Genomic DNA, 18532 nt, shown 5'->3' with positions numbered 1-18532 from the left:
GGTGGCTTACAAAAAGATACAATTGTATGGTGTTTTGCTAACCAGCTTAGATGCTAAATGATGAACCACAACCACAGGTTGTACTAGCATTAGGGTTGTTCACTAGGAAGCGTGATCCTTCTAGGCCGGAGGTGAAATCTACGATACCACCCACTAGATATTGCAAACTCATTGAATCTACAACCATCGATACACCTTGTTTTTCTACTAAGGTATCACCTTCATTTACTTTTTCATCGAAGGTAAATCCGTAAGAAAAACCAGAACAACCACCGCCTGTGACATAGACACGCAACATTAGCGCTGGGTTCTCTTCTTCAGCAACTAGCTCTTTTACTCGCGACGCTGCGGCGTCGGTAAATTGAATTGGAAATGCGGCTTGTTCAGTTACAGCTTGTTCTGACACAATCTATTCCTTAAAAATGTTAACTGGCGCAGATTATCTAATACCCGAGTAATTTGTTCAAGTATTATCCTAAGAGGGTTTATCCATAGCCCTAAGCCATCACTAAGTGTTTATTCTACAGGCCAATTTTGTTTGTAAATAATCTCGGCTTTTTTGTTCCATTTATTGCCCTTAACTTTAGCGGTAAGCTCAATCCGCTCTGCTTTAAAGCCTTCGGGCAACTTAATGTCGGTATTCACTTCTTGAAAATAACGGAACTTAAACGCTAAAGGAGAGGCCTCACTTTGTAAATCTGCCAAATTATATTGCGCTGGTTTTTGGTTCTGACTACCCACTACCACTAACTGCAGCTCCCCACTTAACAAGCGTTTATTGCGCGCTACTTGCATCAACAATACCTGCATTCGGTAATAGTTGGGGCTAAGCATGGGTTCAATGTTTAGTTGTTCAATTTTCATGCCGCCAGCTTGTTTTTCTGGGGCCATGATTTTTCTATACACCAACAGCTCTTCAGTTAAGGCAAGCTTTTGCTCGGTCAGTTGATTAATGCTTTGTTTTAACTGCGCTAACTCTGCCAAGCTGGTGTCTTGCTCTAGGCGCACCATCGATAAACGTTGTTGTAATACCGACTGGCTTTCAAGAGAGTTACTAAGCTGCTGTTTTAATTGGCTAATGAGTTGATCTTTTTCTTCAACAACAACCGATAAACCATACACACTGGTTAAAGCCAAGGCACCGATTAAACTAACAACTAACAACTTTGGCTTTGCCACTTTGTATACACCTGTCGCGAAAAGACGACATTTTACCCAGATTTCCCCTCGGCAACAAACTACAGTTAGTTCTCTGCGATAGCACTAACTTTTTGCCGGTGAAACGAGTTAGATAACGTAGCCCAATTCTTTAGTTTAAATAGCTACAGCCTGCAAGCTGAACCAGCGCCCAAATGCAGCTCCTACGCATTATTACTTGGCTATAGATTATTTGTTATAGTGAGCGCAATTTACTGCCTTTGTGGCGCGTGACTCAGATTTTAAAGGATGCTTTATGTCTCGTTCAGAACAACTTTTTAGCCAAGCCCAGCAAACTATTCCTGGTGGCGTTAATTCACCAGTTCGTGCCTTTAATGGCGTAGGTGGAACACCGGTTTTTATTGAACGAGCCGACGGCGCGCGCATCTACGATGCCGATGGCAACAGCTATATTGATTACGTGGGCTCATGGGGCCCAATGATTTTGGGTCATAACCACCCTGCAATTCACCAAGCTGTAGTTGATGCTGCCGCTAAAGGCTTGAGTTTTGGTGCGCCTACCGCTGCTGAAATCGATATGGCTAATCTAGTGTGCGAATTGGTGCCATCGATGGACCAAGTGCGTATGGTTAACTCGGGCACCGAAGCCACCATGAGCGCGATTCGCCTTGCTCGTGGCTACACCGGCCGTAACAAAATTCTTAAGTTTGAAGGTTGCTACCACGGCCATGCCGACTCATTACTGGTTAAAGCGGGCTCTGGAGCATTAACCCTTGGTCAACCAAGCTCGCCGGGTATTCCCGCCGACTTTGCTCAACATACTCTTACTGCCACCTATAATGATTTAGCCTCGGTTGAAGCTTTATTTGCCGAATACCCAGAAGACATTGCTTGTATCATTGTTGAGCCAGTGGCAGGCAACATGAACTGTATCCCTCCTGTAGATGGTTTCTTACAAGGGCTACGCGCCATTTGTGATAAATACCAAGCGGTATTTATTATTGATGAAGTAATGACGGGCTTTCGAGTTTCATTAGGCGGAGCACAAGCTCATTATGGGGTAAAGCCCGACCTAACTTGTTTAGGAAAAGTGATTGGCGGCGGCATGCCTGTAGGCGCTTTTGGTGGCAGCCAAAAAATTATGGATCACTTAGCGCCTGTTGGTCCGGTGTATCAAGCGGGTACTTTATCGGGTAACCCTATTGCTATGGCGGCTGGTTTAGCGGCACTTAATGCCCTAAAAGATCCAGCGGTTCATCAACACCTAAATGTAATCACCGAGCGTTTGGCCAAAGGCCTCAAAGCGGCTGCAGATCGCCAAGGCATTCCATTAACCGTTAATCAAGTAGGTGCAATGCTAGGCTTCTTTTTCACCGAAGAAAGCAGCGTGACTAACTTCGCCCAAGCTTGCGCCTGTGATGCAGAACGTTTCAAAAAGTTCTTCCACTTAATGCTGGAAGAAGGGGTTTACTTAGCCCCGTCAGCGTTTGAAGCATCATTCACTTCTTTTGCTCACAGCGAAGCAGATATTGATGCCACTATCTCTGCAGCAGAGCGTTGTTTTGCCAAGTTAAAATAAGCTGGATTGCCGCACTTGCCCAAGAGTGCGGCTTTACCTTAGCCATTCAATTTTCACTACCTGGCCGGTTTTTAGATACACCACGTATTTTTTGCCTTTAATGTTATAGAGCACGCCTTCTAACTTATTGAAGTTATCACCGCTTACTACTTCTTCATATTCAGGCTTGCCACAAGCACTAATTAACTCCAGCTTATCGGTACCCGAGCGTATCCAAGTGCCATTACAATTTATATTCGCCACTTCGGTGCCATTACCAGCTTGTACCCCAGCAGCAATAAAGCCTAACAACAAACAAATATGTTTTTTCATATCCAGACTCTTATTGATGATTTTAAAATTCACAAAATGAGTATAGTAAGCAATAACTTAGCGGGAAGAGTTTTTTACTGAAGGTCGAGTCCAAAGAAAAACCATCACTGCTAACAGACATGTACCTGCGGCAATACGGGCAAACCAAGGGACCTCCATCCACAACATTAAACCCGCCGAAATAGCCACCATAAGGGTAGCACTGCACTTTGCTTTAAGGCTTACCACACCATGTTGCTGCCAATCATTTAATAAAGGACCAAAAGTGCGATGCAGCTCAAGCCAAGCAGCAAACCGAGGAGAGCTTTTAGAAAATAGAATCGCGGCTAATAAGATGAAAGGCGTAGTAGGCAGCAAAGGCAAAAAAATACCTACCGTGCCCAGCAATACCGCTAGCCACGCAATTAACAGGTAGAACACTTTTAGCATTAAACAAGCACCTTTAATAAGTAAGCAGATAGTTTACCCTGTGGCGCGATAAATAACTGTTAGTTATGACTTGTAGCAAAATAAAATTAGACATCTAGACGGCCAAATAATAAATTAACTCTGCCGCCGATTTAATCGCCAACTTGCGGGCGGCTAACAAATACCGCTAAAGCGCCTAAGGGCGCGAACTATTTAATCAGGAGTTCGTCATGTTTGAAGCCGTCCAGAAAGAAACTGTTTTTCAAGGTAACACTGCCAGCAGCACTAGCAATAACGTTTATCGATTTACCAGCAAGCGCAATAACCAGCTAAATCAGCATCAGGCTGAACTAAGCCTCCCTGTAGAGTACTTTGAGCAAACCCAGTTTAGCGATCGCTGTCGACCAGGTGCTTATGCTAATCGTAATAGGTAACTGTGCATTCTATCTGGTTAAAATACTCGATAACTGCGTTAGAACTTTTGATTGTAGAATAACGACTTATCGAAAAATTCTGCCTTATTCTTGAGTATTTTTCCTGCGTTTTTTCTGATCACTGACTTGGTGTGATTGGTATTAAACTCCCCATTAAAAAAGGCGATGTAAATCTACATCGCCTTTTTTAATATTCTCAGTGCTTAACAAAAAGGTGATTGCACTTCGCCACGCAAGGCTTCACGCTGGCAGGTATGGCGGTCATTACCGCTAGTGCCTATTTGCACACTACCTTGCAAACTACTTGCTGGGGTAAATGAGGCTTGGCTAGCTGCGCTAAACATCAAAGCAGAACCAAACACTACACTCAATATTGCTGAACTTAATGCTTTCATCATTCTTCTCCTTCCCTAATTATTAACAAAATGGCGATTGAACTTCGCCGCGCAGCGCTTCACGCTGACAGGTATGACGGTCGATACCGCTAGTACCTATTTGCACACTACCTTGCGCGCTATTTGCTGGGGTAAAAGAAGCCTGGCTTGCTGCACTAAACATCAAGGCCGAACCAAACACTACACTAACTAAACTGGTGGTTAACGCTTTCATCATCATTCTCCTAAAACTTATCTACTTAACAAAACGGCGACTGTAATTCGCCACGTAATGCTTCGCGTTGACAGGTATGACGGTCTATTCCACTGGTACCGATATTAGTGCTTCCTTGCGCCCCATTTAGGGGACCAACCGCCGCCTGACTCGCAGCGCTAAACATTAAGAACGAACCAAAAACTACGCTTAACATTGCTGACATAACGGCTTTCATTTTATTTCTCCTAGTAATGGCTTAACTCTGTATAGCCATGACCAAGAAGACCTAGCTGTCTACTTGGTTATTTCAAAGAAATTTAAATTTTTTTAGAAAAAAGTGAGAGAAAAAGGAAAAGTTACGGTTTTTCTTGCAGTTAGATACAGAAAAAATGAGACGCGTGAGATTTAAATGCGGGGTAAAGATTAAGCGCTTAAGATTATTAAGCGCTTTTTAAACAACTAAACAATCACTGAATGAAAGATTATTTAGCATTATTGCGGGTTCGTTTATCGCTCGATTTACTTGGACAAAAACTCGCACCTGATGCACCTCTAAAACTTGAAACAGCCATAATATTTACCTCTACTACTTAAATTGTGAATGTGAAGTTCATCTGTTAACCACACAAATACTAAGGAGCAATAACGAGGCCAATTTTGATATCTTTTTTGATTAGACTAAAAATTCCAGTTTCAAGCCAATGAAAAGCCTATCAATAGTGAAATTATCTAGAAAATTTGTATGAATTTAGTTTTTTATAATAAATCCGGCAAAATAAGAAGTTGTTGCACAATGCGAATGCACTCATATGTGGCGCAAAGCTGCGCCACATTGCAGCAAATGCTACATTATTTAGATTGCCCGTAGCGTTGATGTAAGGCTTGGTACAAGTCGTCTTGAAAACTTAATGCCGAAGCATCTAAGTTAGCCATTAGTTCAACCAAATGCTCGTTATCTTCTCTGCCATCCCACACTTTGCGATAAGTACCTTGTTTGTATCCATTATCTTGGCGGAAGAAATTAAGCACGTTTTTACTCACGTATTGCTGATAAAGATCCACCCAGCTCATCTTACAATCCACCAACAAAGCCGAGAACAAGCCAATACTGGTGCGTTTAGCGGCAGCTAAACCAATAAGCAACTCAAGCTTTTCTAATAAGTTAAGTTGGCTAAACTGCCACTGTTTGCCATCAAACTGCACAGTGCTTTGCTCAATATTCTCGAAAATGTAAGCCTGAGCGGGTGCATGTTCGCCATCTGATTGCAGCAGTAACTCAGACAATACAAAGTGCCAAATATCTACTAGCTCCATTTGTAGCTGTTCTAGGTCGCAGTCTTGTTTCTTCCACCACTTCCAACCGTGATGCTCAATCGCTTCTGCGCCTTCAATAACTACCGCACGCAAAAATGGCGAACGAGTAGTTAGCCACTCTGGGTTCACTTTGGCATTCATGTTATCTTGTAGCTGCAACATAATTTGCGCTTGGTTTGCTTGTAACATTCCAGATCCTTAATTAAATAAACTTTGTAGCCACGTTTTGGCCTTAGTTGCACTTTGTTGCACACAGCCTTCAGCTAATTCAGCTTGGCTGCTAGGTGCAGGCAGTAAGCTTGTTTCACCACAGCCGGCAGAAGTTGGATGCCCATTCGCTTTGGCAAAATGAACCCAGCTTAGGTTATCGGGTTGCATAGCTCGTAGCGACTGTGGATACGAGGTTTTGAGATATGCCGCATACACTGGTAATGCCGCAGAAGAACCGGTAACTGCTGCGGGCTTGTTGTCGTCTCGCCCAACCCAAACCGTAACAATCTCTCGCTGGTCTATGCCCACATACCAACTGTCGCGTAAATCGTTAGTGGTGCCCGTTTTTCCCGCCAAATCAACCTTGGGAATGCGCCACTTGAGCGAGCGCGCAGTACCACTGCGAGTCACTTGGCTCATGCCATACAGCGTGAGGAAGTTGGCCATTTCAGACCAGCGGCGCTCTGCGTCATTATCAGCTTTATACAATACGTTGCCTTGCCCGTCGTTCACTTGGTGCACAGCATAAAGTGGGCGATACTCACCGTCCCCACCTAGGGTTTGATAAAGCTGTGCCATTTGAAATGGCGACAGGCTTAAGCTTCCCAAAAGTATCGACGGATAAGGGCGAGTATTCTCCTCCAAGCCAGCCAACTTTAAGGTATCAACGACCGAATCGACCCCCACTTCAAGGCCTAAGCGCACCGTGGGTACGTTAAGTGACTCAGCCAAGGCACGTACTAACATCACAGGCTCACTAAAGCTCTTATCGTAGTTATTAGGCTGCCAATTGGTGCCATCATCTAAAGGCACCGCCAAGGGGCTGTTTTCCAACAACTCGCCTAACTGATGCCCTTGCTCTATCGCGGTGAGGTAGACAAAGGGTTTAACTAAGGAGCCAATTTGGCGGCGCGCATCCAATGCCCGGTTAAACCCTTGGTTATTCTTTTCTCTGCCGCCAATTAGCGCACGGATCGCGCCAGTATGGCGTTCACTAATCACCATGGCTGTTTGCAATTGCTTTTTCGCGCCCTTGTCTAACTGCTCTAAAACATTTTGCGCGGCGCTTTGAGCATGACGTTGTGATAACGGATCCAGCGTAGTAAATACCTTCACACCATTGTAATTACGCCAGTTGTTAGCATGCTGCTGCAGCTCTCGACGAACCAGCGATACAAAGCCCGGCGTTTTCTGATAGCCCATACTGCCACGCTTGCTCAAGCCTAATGGTTTTTTCACAGCCAGCTGATAACGCTCGGCCGACAATTCACCTTCTTCGGCCAATATACGTAAAACCAAGTCACGACGATTTACCGCGCGCTGTTCATGGCGCCATGGATCGTAATATGAAGGGCCTTTAATAATGGCCACTAACAAAGCCACTTGCTCCACCGATAAATCATTCACTGGACGGCCAAAATAGAAATAACTGGCAAGGCCAATGCCATGCACCGCATTACTACCATTTTGCCCAAGATACACTTCGTTAAAGTAGCTCTCTAAAATCTCATCTTTGCTGTAGCGAAAATCGATGAGCAGCGCCATGTAGGCTTCTTGCAACTTACGCCATAAAGTACGTTCACGCGTTAAAAAGAAGTTTTTAGCCAACTGTTGAGTAATCGTGCTGCCGCCTTGTACCGTGCGACCGGCACGCAAATTCACCACTAAAGCGCGAGCAATTGCCATGGGTGACACTCCGTCATGCTCATAAAACTGACGATCTTCGGTAAGTATCAAGGCCTGCTTTAAGCTTGCTGGAATATCATTTAAAGGCACAAATAGCCGGTCTTCTTGCTCTGTCACATTCAGGCGTTCAAGCAATACTGGGTCAAGTCGGGTTTGAGCAATCTCTTCGCCAGTATCACGGTGCTGAATTTTAGCCAAACGTGAAGGGCTAAAAGTGAGTAGCATCGGCAACTCGGGCTCTACACCATCGGCAAACTCAAATTGGCGACGTACTACCTCAATTTTGGTTTCCGATACCGCATATTCACCACCACGTTTAGCGCGTTTTACTTTGCGATAATTTAGTAACGCTAACTCATCTTGCAGCTCTTTTCTGCTTAGGCGTAAACCAGGATAGAGCTGTAGCTCTCGACCATACACCGCTGCCGGCAGTTGCCACTTATCGCCAGTAAAACGCTGCTGAATTTTGCTGTCTAGTACCACACCCCAAGCAACCATAATGACAATGCCAACTAATGCTAGCTTCCAACTAATGCCCCACAAGCGTTTTCCCCATGAAGGCTTAGTATTTTTTTTAGCGCTTGAGCGCGGTTTAGCGGTCTTTTTAGCTGGAGTACGTTTACTTTTGCTAGCCGGCTTCTTTGCCGAGGCTTTTTTGGGGCTTGGCTTTTTGGCCGAGCTATCGGGCTTTTTGGGACTCATACTGCCTTACTGCTTAATCAAACCTTAGGGGATGGCCTGCAATAGATAGTGCGAGAAAAAGGCAGGCCAAAAGTGCTGTTAGGATACTCCCACTAGCCCAATTTTTTAAGCACAAATATAAGCATGCTACGCAGATACTTATTTCTGGATAAACAAAAACGAAGCTAATAATTAAACACGCCCCACAACGCTATTTAAACAACTCGCTGTTACACAACAAAAATCAGCTCAACCACTAAAGCTGCGATTATTTTTCTTTAAATCAGCTCGCTGTTAACATAGGCAAACTTTGGGTTGTAAAAGTTAAACGACGAATGGATAAGAAATCGCCTGCTACTAACAAATACGCTGTGCCTGCGCTAGATAAAGGCTTAGATATTTTGGAATACATGGTTAGCCAAGAATTGCCAAAATCTCAAACCGAGATAGCCACAGCACTGGCTAGAGGCGCCAACGAAATCTATCGCGTATTGGTTGGTTTAGAAGCAAGAGGCTACTTAATTAGAGATGAAGTATCAGGTAAATATCGCGCCTCGTTAAAAATTTACAACCTGTCTCGCCGCATTTCTCCAATTGATAAAATGCGCCAGTGCGCCCTGCCGCACATGGAAGACTTAGCTTTTTCATCTGGTCACTCTTGCCACCTAAGCATGTTGTATCAAAGCCAAGCCATGGTGATAGTTCATGCTCAAAGCCACGATCCAGTATCGATTAATATTGCCGAAGGTTCACTATTTCCTACCAGCGCCAATGCCTCTGGACGCGTATTACTGGCGAACAGTAAGCCCGATGTACAAGCAATGATCTTGGAGCGCGACCAGCACTACCAACAAATGAAAGCCGCGCAACGCAAACTGTTCATTCAGCAACTCGCTTTAATCAAGCAAAACGGAACCTATTCTGCTGCCAATGAGCTCACAAAAGGGGTATATGAATCTGCAGTATTGGTGGGAGAGCCAGAAGGCTTAGTGATCGCCTCTTTAGCCATTACGACGCTCAACTCGACTGCTATAGATGAGCTCTCTGCAAGCTCAGAACTAATAAGCAGAGCCCAAGCGACTGCCAAGCAGATCACTCAGCAATTGGGTTGTTAGTCGCTCGCTAAAACCACAGCGATGAAGGCTCACCGCTGTGGTTGTCACTTAGGCTTAAAAAGCCGCATCTCTCTCACTAAGAACAGCTAATTTAAGCCCATGCCATATGCGAGCTTATTTAAACTCCCACATCTCTGGCCAGTAGCGGTAAACACTGTGGCCATATTTATCTAGGCGCGCTTGTGCCTCGGCTAAATAGGCCAAACTTTGCTGTTTGGCGGCAAGCTGTTCACCCACTAACAAGCGGTAAGCATTGCTTGCTAAACTTTCTCCCTGTTGATTTTTTAGCGCCAATCTCACTTCAAGTTCGCCGCTTGCATCGTTCGGTAAGCGCCATTCCAGCTCAGAAAATTTAGCCGAGCTGTCAGCCAGCACATCCAAGTTAATACAGTTGCTGGCACAAACCTGCCCTTGATAGACAACTTGCCACTCATAACTTAACTGCTGGTAGGCATGTTGGTAGTCATTCACTACCCACAAACTGGCCGAAAATACTTCACCCGCTTGCCAACGGCGCTTTTCAAACTGCAAACTTGGTAGCAACGGTTGGTAGGTTCGTTTTAGGTAATCAAAACTAATTTTCTTTTCACCATAAAAATCGACCACGCCCCACTTAATATCTGGCACATGGGTAATAAAGTGACAAATTGCTACTCCGCTCATTTTTGGCTTACGGCGGCGATAGGTTTCTAGCGCAAATTGAATCACTGTACCTTGGGCAATTTGAGTGGCTTCGACAAACTCTTCCAAAGAGCCCATTTTGTAGTCATTAAACACTTCAAAATTTAGGTTTTTAAGGATATCTATGTCTGCCCAATGGTAGGCCCAGCTAGGGCCCATCGGCCACAGTTCACCTTCTGGGATAAACTTCTTGAGGCTTGGGATAGACGGCGCAGAAGCAGCAGTTAGCTCTGGAATAATCGCGCAATCTAAAGCCGGGTAATACTCCTCCATAAACTCTGCCCCACCTTGATAGTAGTGTTCGTTAGCATGGATAGATTCATTCGGCTTAAAGCCCATATTTACTGCCGACTCTGAGCTAAGCGGTGATGCCAAACCATAAGGAACATTTGTTTGATCTGCTACCGCTTTGCCAATACGCTCCATTAAAGCTTTATTACCACTTTCTTCGTGAGCCCCTGAGAAAAAGACCTCTTCTCCGCCCATCCAAAAGATTTGCGACGGATGATTACGGCGCTGCTTAACGGTTTCGATACACTCGTGTAATACTCCACTAATAAACTCAGGATCTTTAGGGTAAGCCTGAGTCGCCAAAGTAAAGTTAGTCCAAACGGTGATACCTAGTTCATCACAAATGCGGTAGAAATCCGGTACTTCTGGTGGGTGCCAACCAAAGATACGCAAGTTGTTGATGTTAGCCTGTTTAACCATGGCTAAGCGGTCTTCATATTTGCTTAGACTATTTTGACCATATAGAAACGAAGGCTGACCTCCCCAACAAGCAGAACGTAAAAAATGCTTTTTGCCGTTGATAACAAAGGTCCATGGAAACTCGGCCTGCTCGCGCGAATAGCCCGGATTAAACGCCATGCTAACCTCACGTAAGCCGATCACTTCTGCGCAGCTATCGACGGGCGTATCGTCAAGTTGGACTTCCACCTGCAAATTATAAAGGTGCTGCTGTCCCATATCCCAAGGCCACCATAATTTGGCATCTTCAACCTTGATGGTGTGGCTAAAAGTATTTACTCCGGGAGCCAGCTGATGAACAGACTGTTGGTATATTGTTTCGGTTTGACAATTTTTGCCCGACAACTGTGAAAGCAAAGTAATTTGCTTAGGCTCCGAGCTATAATTAATAACTTCGTAACTGGCATCAACAAGGGCAGTGTTGCTATTCTCAAGTCGAACATCACTACGGATGCTTGATATTTTAAGCTGTTCAGATGCCACCACTCGTACCGGGCGCCAAATGCCAAATGGCACTAATCCAGAGAAATAGTCGCCCGAAAAATTAACCTTTTTACCGCCACAATTTCGGTAATTTTTAGGTGGAGGATCAAGCTTAATCATCAGCATATTGGCACCGCCACGCCAATCTTCAAAGCTAACCACGTCACTTACGTCAAACTCAAACGCAGAAAACATGCCTTCGTGGCGCCCAAGGTGCGTGCCGTTTAGCCACACATCACAGCTGTAATCTACACCCTCAAACTGCAGTACAATCTTTTTACCTTGCATCGATTCAGTAACCGCAAAACGATGGCAGTACCACCACTCATACTCGGCCACCCATTTAGCTCGATGCATATTCCGTCCAAAATACGGATCGGCAATTTCATTAGCACGCCAAAGATCGGTATAAACATCGCCAGGAACGGTCGCAAAATTCCAGCTAAAGTGCGTACCTTGATACTCAGCAGGTAACAAATGTAAGCCTTCTTTTATACCTTGACCGGGCCGCATTCGCTCCATCTGCCAACGGCAGCCGCTCAATTCAATCACTTCTCTAGTCATTTCGCCCTCAAGCTTCAAATAGAAATAATATATTTATATATAAATATATTATTCACCAAGCAATAAGATCAATTGAAAAAAGCGCCAAATATGATCCTGCTCTAAATAAATAGCGGGTCTTAAGCAAACGTATAAGCCTCTTCAAAGGCTTGGCTTCAAGTGAAAATTAAAGGGGAGTGCGCCAGCTAGCAGCTACAAAAAAAGGGCTCAGCAAAAGCTGGCCCCAAACAAGGAGAACAAAAACAGATAGATTTAATTAGCTATAGCGCTATTGGCTGCGGGCGCTTGTGACTTTGCGCTAAGCGTAAACATGGCTAACACCGTGGCAGCGGAGGCAAACAAACCAAAATAGATATAACTCCAAGGGAAGCCATATTGGTCGTACATGCTGCCCATAACCGGTGACGCAATCGCGGTCATTACATTGTTAACTACTTGAAAACCAAACATATAAGTAAAGGAGTTAACTTTTCTGTCGAACTGTTCGGCGGTGTACGCAAATACCGAAATAATAAGCATTGGATTCACAATACCAAATAGCAATTTAGCCACCAGCGCTAAGTAAAAATTCTTCTCGCCTAAGCCAGCGTAACCAATCATTAATAACACCGCAGAAATGCCCGCAGCAGTTAATACTAAACTGCCTTTTGCCCCCACCTTTTTAATGATCAATGGCACCGCCATACTGAAGAAAAACAAAAAGATCGCGGTTATGCCATCCATGCTAGAACTAAATGAAATGCCTTCTTCTTGGGTGGGAAAGAAGCTTATAAAGTAACGAGTAAACTGGGTCATCGACGTCCAAAACACCACCGAAATGGTGCCTGCATAGGTCATAAAAGCCCACATTTTTGGCTGCTTAAGTAAAGCAATCACATCGGCTTTTTGGATCTTCTCTTGGGAAATAACCTCATTATCTAAGCCGTCTAAGTGGCGCACTTTAAGCAGCAAGGTACACAACAGCATGAGTACTGCAGAAACGCTGCACGCGTGGAAAATAAGATCTGGATTAATGTTATACAAATAGCCAGCTAACACTGCCGACACGCCCCAAGCTGCAATGCCAAAACCATTCACAATACCAAAGTCACTGGCGTGGCAGCGAGCAAAGCGGTCACTGTAAGAAGCAATCACACCACTTCCTGCCTGAAACAGCATTCCCAAATACACAGAGCCAACCACAATACCAAGTGCAAAGGTTGCGCTGTTTGCCAACAAAGGACCATAGACATAAATATAGAACGGCCCAATGGCTAAACTCAGTACTGCAATAAAATAAATTAGGTGCTTTTTAAGCCCTAACTTATCCAATATGTAACCAAAGGCAGGTTTAAACAATACGGCTATGCCGGTTTGCAAACCAAACAACACTCCTATCTGCGAACCATCAATACCCACGCGATCATTTAGCCAAACTGAAAACAACGATCCGGAGCTTAAAGACCAGAAAAAGTTGTAGAAGAAATACATTAGGCAGATTTTACCCATGGCAACGCGGTTACTATCGGTTTTCATCGAGACTCCATTTGCTTAGTCGCAACACAGTAAATACTGAATGCCGCGGTGAAATTGATGAAGTTGATACTGCCAATGATGTAAATAATCCAAGCATCCATTTACTGCACTTCCCTGCTCTGCAAACCCAACCTCAAGGATTCATTTGTAAATAAACTATTTATATATAAATACACAATCAACCAGCAAACGCTTAATTTATGATCTCTACCCCATCCCATAGGCAATATTGGCTTAATAAGAACTATAAGAGCAATAAAGTGTTCCCAAGGTGATAGTCAATCCTAGTCAGCGAAGCTTACAAGAGCAGAGTAAAGAGAGGGTGGCACAAGCGCCAGACAACCTTGCCGCAGAATGCAGAGCTAGAAAAACCACTTCATGAGAAAAGCTAGGGGATGACCAAGCTAGTTTTGTCTCGGCGCCGGCGAGCTACTGCGTAAAATTAATACGCATTAGGCATAATACGGCGCGCGTTACACAGTGCGTATTTTTGCTTGGCGATGCGGCAGGTTTATTGAACATGCTGCAAGCTAGGAGGTACATTTTCCCACAAAGAATCAGCCCTGGTTTTTTGATAGCCGTATTGGTACAGGCTGGTCATGTACTCTTTGGTAAAAGCTTCATCACTAATTTTAGAAAAATCATTATCAATATAGGCAAGCCTAAAGCTCATTTGATTGTGTTGAGCAAAGTGATAAATATGCTCTACATCGCCAATTCCTTGATTGCGGATGATAGTTGAAATGGAACGTAAGCCAATATCTGTAAGATTATTATTGGTGACTTGATAATGTGGTTTTAACAAGCCATTGCGAATGACAAAGACATGCTGAGGATTACGTTCAAAGGGTAGGTTATAGTAAGCCCATTGAGGCACCAAAAACACTTGCCGAGATACACCACCGTCTACGTGTAATTCTTCAAAGCGCTGCTGCCCATCGTCAATAACAATGCTTTTTGCTGGAAATGCACCAGGTACAGAACTACTAGCAATAATGATATTTTGAATCAGTGTGATGGCCTCGTCACTGCCTACTTGAGCAATCTTTCCCACATCCCACAAAGACATTTTTTCGTTATCCAGATTGGTTGTTCCAATAACCAATAAACGTCCTTTAGCCCGCTGCTCTGCTAACTGTTTAACAATGTCGGCATCAATGTAACTTCGTACTTGATCCTCAAAGCCTGCGGTATCAAGTACTGCTTCCCCACGCAGTAAGCTCCAAATGCTTTTAACCTGAAATAAACTGCTCATTGGCGTTTCGGTATAATAATTTTTTAGGGTTGAATCATAGTCACTGCCCAAATACGCAAAAACCGAGACAATCGCGCCGGTTGATACCCCAGTCACCAAGTCAAACTCCGGCCTATCACCGTTGGCCGTCCAAGCGTTTAAGACACCAGCCGAAAAGGCACCGTTTACTCCACCTCCCGACAACGCCAAGTGGTAAATGTCACTTCCCACACCGTTATTTCGCGCTCGACTGTCAAGGATGCTTTGATACTCTTGCTCAATATTATGCTCAGTAATTTCGGTGCTTTCGCCATCCCAATACCGCAGCCCAGCGGTGGCTAATGGATACATTAACTCAGATTCTTGAGCAGCATTTCTCTCTGGTGAACTGCAGCCAACGGCCATAAATAGCAGTAAAGCTAAGCAAAACCTTGAACGTATTGAAATAAGCGGGAGCGTAGACAAAGAAAAGCACTCCAATTGAAGTAAATGAATAGAATAATCGTAACAGAAATCAAGACAAATAAATTTAGTTATTACTGTAATTAAGAGCTAGGGCTAACATCCATGCTCAGCCCAAACCGAGCAAACTAGAAACGGTAATCTACCGACATATAAACTTGCTGCGTATCTTTTATTTTAACTCCGTGCGATTGATAATCTTGGTCTAAGTAACGGTAAGCAAGTTCTGCACTCCAGTTACTATTGATGCGGTACATCACACCAGCTTGTCCGCCCCATACAAATTCTGTGGAGCTTTGATTATTAATTTCACTGTCTGCCGCACCAATAGAAGCACCAGCAAATACACTAAATTTCTCACTAACCGGATGGATGTAATCGTAAGATGCTAAAAAGGTATTTTGACTTAATTCATCCATGTAAGCATAAGTGCCCATCACACGGTGATTTTCGTTGATGATAGCACCACCACGCAATTGAAAAGTTGCGTCATCATCTCCGCCAGTATATTCACCTTTGATATTGTCAGCTTGATAACCAACACCACCACCAACAAACCAATCTACATCTGCGTTGGCTGCGTGAGCGCCTAGAGAAACTGAAGAAACAATTAGTGCGCTCAATATAGTCTTTTTATTCATAGTGTGTATTCTCGCCATTTGTAAAGAATCATCATTGGTTAACTCTACTGAGATAACCAAACCGTATTAAGAAGTAACTCGTCCTTAATAACGCGTTAAGCAGCTCGCTGTTGATTGGCGACTGCCGGCACATAATACCGATACAAATTGTTTGGATATAGCATCGCCAACATCACAAACTGTCACGAATAACATTACAATATAGTGATTATAAAATGCTGAAGGTTTTACTTACTTGGATAAATTAAGCTGACGTTTAGTTTTATGAGTGGCTTGCGCACTAACCGGATCATCAGGCCAAGGGTGCTTAGGGTAGCGCCCTTTCATCTCTTTTTTAACTTCCACATAGGCAGACTGCCAAAAGCTGGCTAAATCTTGAGTAAGCTGCAAGGGTTTGCCGCCAGGAGAAAGCAACTCTAAGGTAATAGCAACTTTATTGCCTAGCTGGGGAGACTGCGGTTGGCCAAACATCTCCTGTAGTTTAATTGCCACAACCGGAGCTTGCCCTAGTTGGTAACGAATGGCCGCCCGGTTACCGGAAGGTGCTAAATAGTGGCTAGGCACTAAACTTTCGATTTGTTGCTGTTGCTGCCAATCTAGCCGCGACTTTAAGGCCGCCAACCAATCGATATTTTTAAGCTGCTGCCATGTTCTGCAACTCGCCAAGTGCATAGTTAGCCATTGCTCTGCATCCTCTAACAGCGCTTCTTCACTAAAATCTGCCATCGCCAGTTCACTAAACCACTGTTGAGCACAACGTACCCGCTCAAGCCAAGCGTTGGCCATATCGCCAATTGGCAACCAAGCAAAGCCTTTAACTCGAATCTGCTTAAGCCAAGCACTTACCACTTGTTCTGCTTCAAGCTGCTCAGCTGCTTGGGCACTTAATACCAACTCACCTAAGCATTGCTGCTTTTCGGCGACGATTCGTTTAGCAGAGTCGGACCACTGGCAATGTAACCTGCTAGTATAGCGCTCTGCCTGTAAGGCTTTTAGTTGCGCTAAATCTAGCTGGCAAGCCAGCGCAACTTTGCCTTGATTTCGTCCCTCTGGCCAATATAGATCGCACACCACTAAGGCATCACTTTTGCTCAATTGATGTTGCTGTTCGTCAAGCGCTAAACCAAAACCACCACTGCAGGTATAATTACGCCCTTGGCGCTTTAAGGCGATTCTGTCGGGAAACGCTTGGGCTAACAGCAAGCCATCCCAATGCTCCGCTACGCCCCTAGTCGCTTTAACCTTAAAGCGCTGCGCCAGTTGTTTTAATTGTTGCTGATATTGCTGCTTAGCAAGGCCTTTTAAGGCTGTAAATGCTTGGCTAAGTTGATCGCTTTGATGTGAGTTATTGTTATCTAGCAAAGCGGCTAACTCACAAGCTCGCCACAACAAGCCTTCAACATTGTGTTGCTGCTGCCATTGCTGAGCTTGATCTAACATGGCTAACATTCGTGGCCCAACACCACTGCTATTTAGTTGCTCCGCTCGATCACTTAAACGCCCATCCTTTAATAAGGCTAAATCACTCAACAACTGCTTGGCTTGCCCAAGGTGAGCACTAGGAGGCATGTCTAGCCATTGCAATTCACTGGCATCGGCTCCCCAATGCAAGAGTTCAATCACCAAACGACTTAACTCACTGCGAGTGATCTCTGGGCTAGCAGCAAAGGGACGATGATTTAACTGCTCTTCGCTGTAGGCGCGATAACAATGGCCAGCTTGTAAGCGCCCTGCTCGGCCGGCCCTTTGTATCGCCGATGCCTTACAAATCATTTTGGTTTGTAAGCGCGTGGTTCCACTATTGGCGTGATAACTTGCTTGGCGCTCTAAACCGCTATCAACCACACAACTAATGCCATCAATGGTTAAACTAGTTTCGGCAATATTGGTGGCTAACACGATTTTATGTTTGCCCTCTTGCGCCGGACGAATAGCCGCTTGTTGCTCGGCTAAACTCAACTTGCCGTAAAGGCTATGTAGCTGATACTCGGCCGACAATAATGGCCGCAAGTGCTGCTCAACTTGGCGAATTTCAGCGTTACCCGGTAAAAATGCCAACACGCTACCGGATTGCTCGGCCATGGCTTTTGCCACTAACTGAGCAAAGCGCTCGCTCCATTGCCAATCACGTTTAATGGTGTGATAGCTATAAGTAATGGGAAAACTGCGACCTTGGCTTTCTAGTATCTTCGCCTCGGGCAATAGCTTGCTCAAGGCATCACTTTCAAGCGTAGCCGACATAATCATTAGCTTTAATTCTGGGTTAAAAGCCTGCTGCACTTCTAGGCTAAGCGCTAAACCTAAATCAGCATGAATGCTGCGCTCGTGAAATTCATCGAATATCACCATCGCCACGCCATCTAACTCGGGATCTTGCTGAATCAAGCGGGTTAATATGCCTTCGGTTACCACTAATAATTGGGTCTGAGAAGAATGTCGCTTGTCACCGCGCATTTGATAGCCAACTCGCTCCCCCACCGATTCGCCCAATTGGCTAGCCAAAAACTCTGCGATATTACGCGCAGCTAAACGCCGTGGCTCCAGCAAAATAATTTTGCCTTTAAGCTTTGCTTGTTGCAGTAACATTAGCGGTAATGCTGTCGACTTACCGGCCCCCGGTGGAGCGCACACTATAAACTGTTGTTTATTGCTCAAACTCGCCAATAAATCAGGGAATATCTGGGTAACAGGCAATGCGCTCAAAACCGCTCCAT

Annotated in this window: 17 protein-coding genes; 3 read left to right on the top strand and 14 right to left on the bottom strand. The window is 44.6% G+C overall.

What is annotated here, in order from left to right:
• Window positions 1-46: 46 nt before the first annotated feature.
• Together erpA and OV592_RS03425 are read right to left on the bottom strand one after the other, a co-directional pair.
• Window positions 47-406, bottom strand: coding sequence for an iron-sulfur cluster insertion protein ErpA (erpA, locus tag OV592_RS03430; RefSeq protein ID WP_016403550.1), 360 nt, complete (start codon window positions 404-406; stop codon window positions 47-49).
• A gap of 110 nt (window positions 407-516) precedes the next feature.
• Complete coding sequence (locus OV592_RS03425) at window positions 517-1179, bottom strand: DUF6776 family protein (RefSeq protein ID WP_406610399.1); 663 nt, start codon at window positions 1177-1179, stop codon at window positions 517-519.
• 274 nt (window positions 1180-1453) lie between these two features.
• On the opposite strand from OV592_RS03425, the gene hemL reads away from it, so the two are divergent.
• A complete protein-coding gene (hemL, locus tag OV592_RS03420) occupies window positions 1454-2737 on the top strand; it encodes a glutamate-1-semialdehyde 2,1-aminomutase (protein ID WP_406610398.1) in 1284 nt (427 codons plus the stop codon).
• A gap of 33 nt (window positions 2738-2770) precedes the next feature.
• On the opposite strand, the gene OV592_RS03415 is transcribed toward hemL, so the two are convergent.
• Both OV592_RS03415 and OV592_RS03410 read right to left on the bottom strand, forming a co-directional pair.
• On the bottom strand, window positions 2771-3049 hold the full coding sequence (locus OV592_RS03415; protein WP_016403553.1) for a hypothetical protein: 279 nt from the start codon (window positions 3047-3049) through the stop codon (window positions 2771-2773).
• Window positions 3050-3106: 57 nt separating this feature from the next.
• The gene (locus tag OV592_RS03410) at window positions 3107-3478 is read right to left on the bottom strand and encodes a YbaN family protein (protein WP_406610397.1); all 372 of its coding nucleotides are present in this window, start codon (window positions 3476-3478) and stop codon (window positions 3107-3109) included.
• 209 nt (window positions 3479-3687) lie between these two features.
• Here OV592_RS03410 and OV592_RS03405 point away from each other — a divergent pair, with 209 nt between their 5' ends.
• Window positions 3688-3891 (top strand): hypothetical protein, encoded by a 204-nt coding sequence (locus tag OV592_RS03405; RefSeq protein ID WP_406610396.1) that lies wholly within the window; start codon window positions 3688-3690, stop codon window positions 3889-3891.
• 203 nt (window positions 3892-4094) lie between these two features.
• On the opposite strand, the gene OV592_RS03400 is transcribed toward OV592_RS03405, so the two are convergent.
• The 5 genes from OV592_RS03400 to mrcB all read right to left on the bottom strand — a co-directional run bounded on the left by OV592_RS03400 (window position 4095) and on the right by mrcB (window position 8394).
• A complete protein-coding gene (locus OV592_RS03400) occupies window positions 4095-4289 on the bottom strand; it encodes a hypothetical protein (RefSeq protein WP_016403602.1) in 195 nt (64 codons plus the stop codon).
• 19 nt (window positions 4290-4308) lie between these two features.
• The gene (locus OV592_RS03395) at window positions 4309-4503 is read right to left on the bottom strand and encodes a hypothetical protein (RefSeq protein ID WP_152784127.1); all 195 of its coding nucleotides are present in this window, start codon (window positions 4501-4503) and stop codon (window positions 4309-4311) included.
• A 22-nt stretch (window positions 4504-4525) separates the two neighbouring features.
• On the bottom strand, window positions 4526-4717 hold the full coding sequence (locus OV592_RS03390) for a hypothetical protein (RefSeq protein WP_406610395.1): 192 nt from the start codon (window positions 4715-4717) through the stop codon (window positions 4526-4528).
• 614 nt (window positions 4718-5331) lie between these two features.
• Window positions 5332-5985 carry a dUTP diphosphatase gene (locus OV592_RS03385; protein WP_406610394.1) on the bottom strand — a complete coding sequence of 218 codons (654 nt, stop codon included), beginning with the start codon at window positions 5983-5985 and terminating at the stop codon, window positions 5332-5334.
• 9 nt (window positions 5986-5994) lie between these two features.
• A complete protein-coding gene (gene mrcB, locus OV592_RS03380; RefSeq protein WP_406610393.1) occupies window positions 5995-8394 on the bottom strand; it encodes a penicillin-binding protein 1B in 2400 nt (799 codons plus the stop codon).
• A 314-nt stretch (window positions 8395-8708) separates the two neighbouring features.
• On the opposite strand from mrcB, the gene OV592_RS03375 reads away from it, so the two are divergent.
• Complete coding sequence (locus OV592_RS03375; RefSeq protein WP_406610392.1) at window positions 8709-9488, top strand: IclR family transcriptional regulator; 780 nt, start codon at window positions 8709-8711, stop codon at window positions 9486-9488.
• A 114-nt stretch (window positions 9489-9602) separates the two neighbouring features.
• Here OV592_RS03375 and OV592_RS03370 read toward each other — a convergent pair whose 3' ends face one another.
• The 5 genes from OV592_RS03370 to hrpB form a co-directional block, all read right to left on the bottom strand.
• The gene (locus OV592_RS03370; protein WP_406610391.1) at window positions 9603-11966 is read right to left on the bottom strand and encodes a glycoside hydrolase family 2 protein; all 2364 of its coding nucleotides are present in this window, start codon (window positions 11964-11966) and stop codon (window positions 9603-9605) included.
• A 252-nt stretch (window positions 11967-12218) separates the two neighbouring features.
• Window positions 12219-13481, bottom strand: a complete 1263-nt coding sequence (locus tag OV592_RS03365; protein WP_406610390.1) for an oligosaccharide MFS transporter — start codon at window positions 13479-13481, stop codon at window positions 12219-12221.
• Window positions 13482-13992: 511 nt separating this feature from the next.
• Window positions 13993-15180, bottom strand: a complete 1188-nt coding sequence (locus tag OV592_RS03360) for a patatin-like phospholipase family protein (RefSeq protein ID WP_406610389.1) — start codon at window positions 15178-15180, stop codon at window positions 13993-13995.
• Between the two features lie 125 nt (window positions 15181-15305).
• The gene (locus OV592_RS03355) at window positions 15306-15818 is read right to left on the bottom strand and encodes a porin family protein (protein ID WP_406610388.1); all 513 of its coding nucleotides are present in this window, start codon (window positions 15816-15818) and stop codon (window positions 15306-15308) included.
• 231 nt (window positions 15819-16049) lie between these two features.
• On the bottom strand, window positions 16050-18521 hold the full coding sequence (hrpB, locus tag OV592_RS03350) for an ATP-dependent helicase HrpB (protein WP_406610387.1): 2472 nt from the start codon (window positions 18519-18521) through the stop codon (window positions 16050-16052).
• Window positions 18522-18532: the final 11 nt, after the last annotated feature.

It is taken from the genome of Agarivorans sp. JK6, assembly GCF_045277145.1.
Taxonomy (GTDB): domain Bacteria; phylum Pseudomonadota; class Gammaproteobacteria; order Enterobacterales; family Celerinatantimonadaceae; genus Agarivorans; species Agarivorans albus.
Note: the sequence above shows the minus strand (reverse complement) of the source record. Positions and strands in the feature narration are given on the sequence as shown.